This is a genomic window from Cellulomonas iranensis NBRC 101100 = JCM 18110 (assembly GCF_001552375.1).
GTDB lineage: Bacteria > Actinomycetota > Actinomycetes > Actinomycetales > Cellulomonadaceae > Cellulomonas > Cellulomonas iranensis.
In genome coordinates this window covers 1-9,318 of the sequence record NZ_BCRB01000113.1, presented here as the reverse complement: position 1 = coordinate 9,318, position 9,318 = coordinate 1, and the positions used below count along the sequence as shown (strand labels likewise).

Annotated in this window: 8 protein-coding genes; all 8 read right to left on the bottom strand. The window is 75.1% G+C overall.

Annotation, left to right across the window (positions count from 1 at the left end; all coding sequences use genetic code 11):
• Positions 1-54: 54 nt before the first annotated feature.
• Complete coding sequence (locus tag CS2_RS16590) at positions 55-1,143, bottom strand: amidohydrolase family protein (protein ID WP_070320811.1); 1,089 nt, start codon at positions 1,141-1,143, stop codon at positions 55-57.
• 7 nt (positions 1,144-1,150) lie between these two features.
• Positions 1,151-2,767, bottom strand: coding sequence for a signal recognition particle protein (gene ffh, locus CS2_RS16585; RefSeq protein WP_070320810.1), 1,617 nt, complete (start codon positions 2,765-2,767; stop codon positions 1,151-1,153).
• A gap of 28 nt (positions 2,768-2,795) precedes the next feature.
• Complete coding sequence (locus tag CS2_RS16580) at positions 2,796-4,592, bottom strand: [protein-PII] uridylyltransferase (protein WP_070320809.1); 1,797 nt, start codon at positions 4,590-4,592, stop codon at positions 2,796-2,798.
• A 34-nt stretch (positions 4,593-4,626) separates the two neighbouring features.
• Positions 4,627-4,968, bottom strand: coding sequence for a P-II family nitrogen regulator (locus CS2_RS16575; protein WP_046528087.1), 342 nt, complete (start codon positions 4,966-4,968; stop codon positions 4,627-4,629).
• Positions 4,968-6,275, bottom strand: coding sequence for an ammonium transporter (locus CS2_RS16570; protein WP_046528086.1), 1,308 nt, complete (start codon positions 6,273-6,275; stop codon positions 4,968-4,970). Before CS2_RS16570 ends, CS2_RS16575 begins: the two co-directional genes overlap by 1 nt.
• A gap of 182 nt (positions 6,276-6,457) precedes the next feature.
• Entirely contained in the window at positions 6,458-7,675 is a 1,218-nt protein-coding gene (gene ftsY / locus CS2_RS16565; protein WP_070320808.1) for a signal recognition particle-docking protein FtsY, read from the bottom strand.
• A gap of 66 nt (positions 7,676-7,741) precedes the next feature.
• The gene (locus tag CS2_RS16560) at positions 7,742-8,092 is read right to left on the bottom strand and encodes a hypothetical protein (RefSeq protein ID WP_226235952.1); all 351 of its coding nucleotides are present in this window, start codon (positions 8,090-8,092) and stop codon (positions 7,742-7,744) included.
• Between the two features lie 150 nt (positions 8,093-8,242).
• Positions 8,243-9,318: AAA family ATPase (locus CS2_RS16555; RefSeq protein ID WP_156442181.1), on the bottom strand; the 1,076-nt coding region annotated here is incomplete at its 5' end.

Here is a 9,318-nt window from a genome sequence, read left to right as displayed (position 1 = left end):
GGAGCCGCAACGGACCGACCGGCTCGGCGGGGTCCGGGCGCTCGACCACGACAGCTACCGCACCCGCGTCCCGCGCAGCACGACGGCCGCGGGGCGCGCCAGCTCGGCGACGTCGCGGCGCGGGTCGGCCGCGTAGACGACGACGTCCGCGCTCGCGCCCTCCGCGATCCCGGGCACGCCGAGCCACGCGCGCGTGCGCCACGACGCTGCCGCGACGACGTCGTGCGCGGGGAGGCCGGCGCGCACCATCTCGGCCGCCTCGTCCGCGATGCGCCCGTGGCCGATGGTGCCGCCGGCGTCGGTGCCGACCAGCAGCGGGACCCCGGCGTCGTGCAGGTCCCGCACGTGCGCGTACCGCCGCTCGTGCATCGCGCGCATGCGCGCCGCGAACCGCGGGTAGCGCGCCTCGCCCTGCGCCGCGATCGCGCCGAACTGCCCCACCTGCAGCAGCGTCGCCGTCACCGGGACACCCGCCGCCGCGATGCGCTCGACCTGCGCCGGAGTGGCGCCCGTCGCGTGCTCGAGGCAGTCGACGCCCGCGTCCAGCAACGGGTCGAGCGCCTCGTGGCTGAACGTGTGCGCCGTGACGCGCGCGCCCGCGGCGTGCGCGGCGGCGACCGCGGCGGCGAGGACGTCGTCCGGCCACAGCGGCCGGAGGTCGCCGTCGGCACCGAGGTCGCGGTCGATCCAGTCGGCCACGAGCTTGACCCAGCCGTCGCCGCGCGCGGCCTCCTCGCGGACGGCGTCCGGCAGGTCGGCCGGGTCGGCGAGCTCCCGGCCGTAGTGCCGCAGGTACCGCTTGGGTCGCGCGAGGTGCCGGCCCGCCCGCAGCAGACGGGGCAGGTCGTCGCGCGCGTGCACCCACGCGGTGTCCGCGGGCGAGCCGGCGTCCCGGACGAGCAGCACGCCCGCGTCGCGGTCGGCGACCGCCTGCCGCTCGGCCGTCGCCGCGTCGACCGCACCGTCGGCCGCGAGGCCGACGTGGCAGTGCACGTCCACCAGCCCGGGCAGCACCCAGCCCTCGAGCACCGCCTCGGGCGCCCCCGCCGGCTGCTCGAGCGTGAGCCGGTCCCCCACGACCCACGCCTCGCCGACCTCGTGCTCGTCGTCGAGCACCACGGTGCCGCGCAGGTGCGTGATCACGCGCCGGTCAGCGCCCCTTGAACAGGTCGCCCAGCCCCGCGGGCAGGCTGCCCGGGTCGAACGCCGCGTCGTCCTGCGTCGGGGCGGCGCCGCCGAGCCCGAACGCCGACCCGGACGGCGCGCGAGGCGCCTCGCCCGCCGCGCGCGCCGCGGCGGCCCGCTCCTGCTCGGCCCGCTTCGCGGGGTTGCCCGACCGTGCGCCCTTGCCGCGCTTGGGCGGCGCCTGCCGGCCGCGCGACTTCTTGCCGCCCATGCCCGGCAGGTTGCCCATGCCCGGCATGCCGCCGGGCATGCCGCCGCCGCGGGCCATCTGGCGCATCATCTTCTTCGCGCCCTCGAACCGCTCGAGCAGCTGGTTGATCTCGCTCGTCGTGGTGCCCGAGCCGCGCGCGATGCGCGCGCGCCGCGAGCCGTTGATGATCTTGGGGTTCTGCCGCTCGCCGGGCGTCATCGAGCGGATGATCGCCTCGATGCGGTCGACCTCGCGCTCGTCGAAGTTCTCCAGGGCCTCGCGCATCTGGCCCATGCCCGGCAGCATCCCGAACATCTTCTTCAGCGAGCCCATGTTCTTGAGCTGCTGCATCTGCACGAGGAAGTCCTCGAGCGTGAAGTCCTCGCCGCCGACGAGCTTGCCGGCCATCTTCTCGGCCTGCTCGGCGTCGAACGCCTTCTCGGCCTGCTCGATGAGCGTGAGGACGTCGCCCATGTCGAGGATGCGCGACGCCATGCGGTCGGGGTGGAACACCTCGAAGTCGGTGAGCTTCTCACCGGTCGAGGCGAACATGATCGGGCGGCCCGTGACGCTCGCGATCGACAGCGCGGCACCGCCGCGCGCGTCGCCGTCGAGCTTCGACAGCACGACACCGGTGAAGCCGACGCCGTCGGCGAACGCCTGCGCGGTCGTCACGGCGTCCTGGCCGATCATCGCGTCGACGACGAACAGGATCTCGTCGGGGTCGACCGCGTCGCGGATGTCGGCGGCCTGCGACATGAGCTCGGCGTCGACGCCGAGACGACCCGCGGTGTCGACGATCAGCACGTCGTGCTGGCGCTGGTGCGCGGTCTCGAGGCCCGAGCGCGCGACCGCCACCGGGTCCGCACCGGCCGGCAGCACGTCGTCCGAGCCCTGGTTGCCGGGGTGCGGCGCGTAGACCGGCACACCCGCGCGCTCACCGACGACCTGGAGCTGCGTCACCGCGTTGGGGCGCTGCAGGTCGGCCGCGACGAGCAGCGGCGTGTGGCCCTGCTCGCGCAGCCACAGCGCGAGCTTGCCCGCGAGCGTCGTCTTGCCCGCGCCCTGCAGACCCGCGAGCAGGATGACGGTCGGCGGCTGCTTCGCGAACGCGACCGTGCGCGTCTGGCCGCCGAGGATCCCGACCAGCTCGTCGTTGACGATCTTGACGACCTGCTGCGCGGGGTTGAGCGCGCCGGAGACCTCGGCCGACAGCGCGCGCTCGCGCACCGCGCCCGTGAACTGGCGCACCACCGGGACCGCGACGTCGGCGTCGAGCAGCGCACGCCGGATCTCGCGGATCGTGGCGTCGATGTCCGCCTCGGAGAGGCGCCCCTTCGCGCGCAGGTTCTTGAACGTCGACGTGAGACGGTCGGAGAGGGTGGCGAACAACCTGGCCTCGCGGGGTCGGACGGAACGGCTACGGACGTCCCAGGGTACCCGCCAGCGCCTGCGCGGCCCGGCGCGTGAGGTCGTCGACGAGCGTGGCCCGCCACGTCGTCCAGGCCGCGGGGCCCGCCGCCGACGCGTCGGCCTCGGTGAGCGCGCGCAGCAGCGCGAGCAGGTCGGCGCGGTGGTCGACCGCGTCGAGCAGCCGCGCGAGCGTCGCCGGGTCGTCGGGGTCCGCGGTGGTCGCGAGCTCCGCGAGCGTGAGGTGCTCGCGCACGAGCCGCGTGACGTCGGCCGCGACGTCCTCCCCGAACCCCATGCGCGTGACGATCGGCCCCGCGAGCCGCGCCCCCTCGACCGCGTGGTCCCCCGCGCCGGCGCGCTTGCCGACGTCGTGCAGGAGCGCGGCGAGCAGCAGCGTGTCGGGCGCGTCGACCGCGCGCCGGTCACGGCCGGCGCGCGCGACGGTCTCGACGAGGTGCCGGTCGACCGTGTGCCGGTGGATCGCCGACCGCTGCGGCCGGTTGCGCACGCCCGCCCACTCCGGGATCCACGTCGTCACGACGCCCGCGAGGTCGAGCGCCTCCCAGACCGGCACCTGCGCGGCGCCGGCGCCCAGCAGGTGCAGCAGCTGCTGGCGCGCGGGACGCGGCCAGGGCACGGGCAGGGGCGGCGTCGCCTCGAGGCTCGCGACGGTCACGGGCGAGAGCACCAGACCCGTGCGTGCCGCGGTCGCGGCGGCCCGCAGCGACAGCACCGGGTCGTCCGCGGGCCGCGCGTCGACCGCGAGCACGAGCTCGCCGTCGTGCTCGACGAGCCCCTCGGCGATGGTCCGCAGCCGCGGCGGAGTCCGGCGGCCGCGCACGAGCAGCGGCCCGCGCGCGGGCCGCTGCAGCGCCTGCCGCGCGTTGCGGGCCGTCGTGTCCAGCGCGTACGAGATCACGCGGCCCGCCTCGGCGATCGACGCGAGCAGGTCGTCGCGGTCGTCGAAGCCGACGAGCGCCGCGACCTCGTCCTGGTCCGCCTGCAGCAGCCGGTTGGTGTGCCGGCGCGTCACGACCTGCACCGCGTCGCGCACGTCGAGCAGGTGCGCGTACGCGTGGTCGACCGCACCGTGCGGCCGGTCGGTCAGCCACGTCGCCGCCAGCGCCGACAGCACGACCGCGTCGCGGATGCCGCCACGCGCCTCCTTGAGGTCGGGCTCGATGAGGTACGCCAGCTCGCCGTGCCGGTCGGCGCGCTGCCGCGTCGAGGCCAGCAGCTCGGGCAGCCGGCGGCGCGCCGCCGAGCGCCAGTCCGCCAGCAGGGCTGACGTCGCGCGCGCGACGACGAGGCCGTCGCCCGCGACCGGCTGCAGCTCGAGCAGGCCGACCGCCGCGGGCAGGTCCTTCGACGCGACCTGGCGGCACTGCGCGAGCGAGCGCACCGAGTGGTCGAGGTCGAGACCCGCGTCCCAGATCGGGTACCACAGGCGCTCGGCGAGCCGCGCGAGCTCGTCGGCCGAGTGCCCGCGCCCCTCGTGCACGAGCAGCAGGTCGAGGTCCGACACCGGGCTCGCGTCGCCGCGCCCCACGCTGCCGACCACGCCCAGCGCGACGCCCTGGAGCTCCCTTCCCTCCGTGGCCTCGTCCCACAGGCGCGCGAGGGCGCCGACCACGAGGTCGGCGATCGCGCGGCGGCGGGCGACGCCGTCGCTGCCCGGACCCGTCATCCGTGCGGCCAGGTCGAGCCGCGCAGCACGCAGGTCCCGCACCCCGGCGGGGTGCGGGACCTGCTGCTGGGACCCGTGCCCGGCCGCGCCCCCCGCGGGCGGCCGTCCGTTCGTCATCGGTGAGCCGTGACCCCTCCTGCTCGGAGCGCGCTCAGAGCGCGTCGTCGCCGTGCTCGCCGGTGCGGACGCGTGCCACGTCCTCGACCGGGACGACCCACACCTTGCCGTCGCCGATCTTGCCGGTCTGCGCCGCCTGGACGATCACCTCGGTGACCCCGGCCACGTCCTCGTCGGCGACGAGCACGTCGATCTTCACCTTCGGGACGAGGTCGACGGTGTACTCCGCGCCCCGGTAGACCTCGGTGTGGCCGCGCTGCCGGCCGTAGCCGCTGGCCTCGCTGACCGTGAGGCCGCGGACCCCGGCGGCCTCGAGGGCCGACTTCACGTCGTCCAGCCGATGCGGCTGGATGACCGCCGTCACGAGCTTCGTCATCACTTCACCTCCGACACGATGCGGGCGCCACCCAGGTTCTCGTACGCGGTCTCGCCGTGCACCGCGAGGTCGATGCCGCCGACCTCGACGTCCTGCGAGACGCGCCAGCCGAGCGTGGCCTTGAGGATCAGGCCGATGACCGCGGTGGTCAGACCCGAGAACAGGACCGCGACGAGCGCGATCACGACCTGGATGACGAGGAGGTTCGCACCGCCGCCGAAGAACAGGCCGCCCTCGTCCGCCAGGAAGCCGATCATCACCGTGCCGACGAGGCCGCCGACCAGGTGGACGCCCACGACGTCGAGCGAGTCGTCGTACCCGAACTTGTACTTCAGGCCGACGGCCAGCGCGCAGAGCACGCCGGCGACGACGCCCAGCACGATCGAGGTCACGGGGCGCAGCGCACCCGCGGCCGGCGTGATCGCGACCAGGCCGGCCACGATGCCCGACGCGGCGCCGAGCGACGTCGCGTGGCCGTCGCGGAACTTCTCGGTGACGAGCCAGGCGAGCATGGCCGCGGCCGTGCAGACCGTCGTGTTGACCCACGCGAGGCCCGCGGTCTCGTTGGCGCCGAACGCCGAGCCGGCGTTGAAGCCGAACCAGCCGAACCACAGCAGCGCGGCGCCCAGCATGACGAACGGCAGGTTGTGCGGGCGCATCGCCTCGGTGCCGAAGCCCTTGCGCTTGCCGATGATGAGCGCGAGCACGAGGGCCGCGACACCGGCGTTGATGTGGACGACCGTGCCGCCCGCGAAGTCGATCGGCGCCGTGTTCGCCGCGCCGTCGGTGGTGCCGAAGATCGCCGCCGCGATCGAGCCCTCGGCGCCCGAGAGCTGGCCGCCGCCCCACACCATGTGGGCCATCGGGAAGTACGCGACCGTCACCCAGACCGCGACGAACGCGATCCACGTGCCGAACTTGACGCGGTCCGCGAGCGCGCCGCTGATGAGCGCGACCGTGATGATCGCGAACGTCACCTGGAACGCGACGTCGATCACCTGCGGGTAGTTGCCGAGCGGGCTCGCGATCGCCGCGCCGTCCGCGTCGAACAGCGTGCCGCTCAGGCCGAACTGGTCGAACGGGTTGCCGAAGATCCCGGCGACGTCCGAGCCGTACGACATCGACCAGCCCCACAGCACGTAGACCACGCCGACGACGCCCATCGCGCCGAACGACATCATCATCATGTTGAGGACGGACTTGCCGCGGACCATGCCCCCGTAGAAGAACGCCAGTGCCGGCGTCATGAGGAGCACGAGCGATGCTGACGTCAGCATCCAGGCCGCCGCTCCGGTGTCCCACTCCATGTCTGCTCTCCCCTCGCCAGCCTGGCGGCCGGACGGGGACAACTGTGGAGCGGTGCCGTTTCGCTCGACGGGCGGTGCGGTTACGCACGTGTGACAGCAGGCCTCTGCGCGTAAACGTTGCGTTTCGTGCCGGGCGGGCGTCCAGGGGCCGGGACGGCGCGTCCCGGCCCCTGGTCGTCGTGTCAGCCCTCGAGCAGGCCGTCGACGAACGCCTCGGGGTCGAACGGTGCGAGGTCGTCGGGGCCCTCGCCGAGCCCCACGAGCTTGACGGGCACGCCGAGCTCGCGCTGCACGGCCACGACGATGCCGCCCTTGGCCGTGCCGTCGAGCTTGGTCAGCACGATGCCCGTGACGCCGGCCACCTCGCCGAAGACCCGCGCCTGGTTGAGGCCGTTCTGGCCGGTCGTCGCGTCGAGCACGAGCAGCACCTCGGACAGGGGCGCGGTGCGCGTGATGACGCGCGTGATCTTGCCGAGCTCGTCCATGAGGCCCGCCTTGTTCTGCAGGCGGCCCGCGGTGTCGACGAGCACGACGTCGGCGCCGTCCGCGACGCCCGTGCGCACCGCGTCGAACGCGACGGCGGCCGGGTCGGCGCCGTCGCGGTCCGAGCGCACGGTCGGCACGCCCACGCGCGAGCCCCACGTCTCGAGCTGGTCGGCCGCGGCCGCGCGGAACGTGTCCGCCGCACCGAGCACGACGCTGCTGCCGTCGGCGACGAGGACGCGCGCGAGCTTGCCGACGGTGGTCGTCTTGCCGGTGCCGTTGACGCCGACGACGAGCACGACGGCCGGCACGCGCGTGCCGTCCTCGCCGGTGGTGGGCGACGTGCGCAGCGAGCGATCGAGCGTCGGGTCGACGAGCGCGAGCAGCTGCTCGCGCAGCACCTCGCGCGCCTGCGCGCCGTCGCGCAGGCCGTCGACGCGCACGCGCGTGCGCAGGGCCGCGATGAGCTCGTCGGTGGGGCCGGCGCCGACGTCGGCGAGCAGCAGCGTCTCCTCGAGCTCGTCCCAGTCGTCCTCGGTGAGGTGGTCGCGCGACAGGACGCCGAGCAGCCGCGTGCCCAGCGGCGAGCCCGAGCGCGCGAGCCGCTCGCGCAGGCGACGCAGGCGGCCGGCGGTCGGCGCGGGCGTCTCGAGCGGCGGCGCTGTCGTGAGCTCGGCGGTGTCGGGGACCTCGACGCCGGGCGCCGCCGCGTCGGTCGTGGCGGCAGGCGTCGCGACGTCGGGTGCGGGCGCCTCCGGCGGTGCGGTCGTCGACGACGTCGTCCCGGCGGGCGGCGCGGTGCGCTCGTCGGTGGTCGGGGCGCCCGGGCGGCGTCGGCGCACGACGACGGCGGCCACGGCGCCGGCGACCAGCACGGGCGCGCCGATGAGGTACGGCAGGAGATCGTTGAGGTCCACGTGGACAGTCTGTCGGGCGGGCGGCGGTGAGGGCGAGCCGACGCGGCCCGGCCCCCTCGCGGGGGGTCAGCCGGTCGCGACGTCCCCGCCGTGCTCGCGACGCGCGCGCAGCACCTGCGCGGCGCGTTCGCGCGCCCGCTGGAGGTCCTCGGTGATCTCCTCGGGGTGCAGGTACCCGTCGCCCTCGGACGCGGTCGCGCGCAGGAAGTCCGCGAGCGAGAGGTCGACCGGGTCGGCGGCTGCGGCGCGCGCGGCCTCGCGCTGCACCTCGTCGGGGTGACGACGGGCGCGCAGCCCGCGCCGGAACGCCTGCCAGCCGCTCTCGCCGTCGCGTTCGTGCTCGGTCGTGACGCTCACCACCACCAGCACGGCGGCGGCGACGGCGAGCGAGACGAGGACGACCATCACGACGAGCACGGGACAAGTCTGTGTCGCGGATGCGCGACACGCGCGGCACCGCGCGCGACCCCGGCGGAACCCGCGCCAAACCTTCACACACGCACCGATCTGGGCGTCCGACCAGGTCACGCGCGGGTCATGGGATGAACCGCGCCGATCGCGCGGGGGTCAGGCCGGCGCTTCTTCCCCCATGCGCTGACTCACGACGGTGGTCACGCCGTCACCCCGCATCGTCACGCCGTACAGCGCGTCCGCGATCTCCATCGTCCGTTTCTGGTGCGTCACGACGATGAGCTGCGAGTCGTCCTGGAGCTCCCGGAAGATCTCGAGCAGCCGGCCGAGGTTCGCGTCGTCGAGCGCCGCCTCGACCTCGTCCATGACGTAGAACGGGCTGGGGCGCGCCTTGAAGATCGCGACCAGCAGCGCGACCGCCGTCAGCGAGCGCTCGCCGCCCGACAGCAGCGACAGCCGCTTGACCTTCTTGCCGGCGGGGCGCGCCTCGACCTCGATGCCCGTCGTCAGCATGTCGTCCGGGTCCGTGAGGACGAGCCGACCCTCGCCGCCCGGGAACAGCCGCGGGAAGACCTCGTCGAACGCCGCCGCCGTGTCCCGGTAGGCGTCCGCGAACACCTGCTCGACGCGCTCGTCGATCTCCTTGACGATCTCCAGCAGGTCCGCGCGCGACTTCTTGAGGTCCGCGAGCTGCTCGACCAGGAACCGGTGCCGCTCCTCGAGCGCCGCGAACTCCTCGAGCGCGAGCGGGTTGACCCGGCCCAGCTGCGCGAGCGCACGCTCCGCGGCGCGCAGCCGCTTCTCCTGCTCGGCCCGCACGTACGGCACCGCCGTCGCCGCGTCGGGATCGGGCTCGACACCCGGCGGCAGCACGACCGGCACGTCGCGGTGCGGGCCGTACTCGTCGAGCAGCACGTCGGGGTCCAGGCCGAGCTCCTCGACCGCACGGGTCTCGAGCTGCTCGACGCGCAGCCGCTGCTCGGCACGCGCGACCTCGTCGCGGTGGGCGACGTCCGTGAGCTCCGCGAGGTCGCGCGCGAGCGCGTCGACCCGGGTGCGGACCTCGCCCAGCGCACGGTCGCGCTCGGCGCGCGCGGCCTCCGCGGCGTCCCGCTCGTGCGCCGCGCGCTGCAGCGCACGGTCGAGCAGCTCACCGGTCCGGACCGCGCCCGTGTGCACGGCGCGCGCGACGGCCACCTGGCGCGCGCGCTCGCGCTCGCGCCGGGCCGCCC

Excerpts from the sequence above, each read along its gene's own strand:
- CS2_RS16580 (WP_070320809.1), bottom strand. The coding sequence starts at position 4,592 with ATGACGAACGGACGGCCGCCCGCGGGGGGCGCGGCCGGGCACGGGTCC.
- CS2_RS16575 (WP_046528087.1), bottom strand. The coding sequence starts at position 4,968 with ATGACGAAGCTCGTGACGGCGGTCATCCAGCCGCATCGGCTGGACGAC.
- CS2_RS16570 (WP_046528086.1), bottom strand. The coding sequence starts at position 6,275 with ATGGAGTGGGACACCGGAGCGGCGGCCTGGATGCTGACGTCAGCATCG.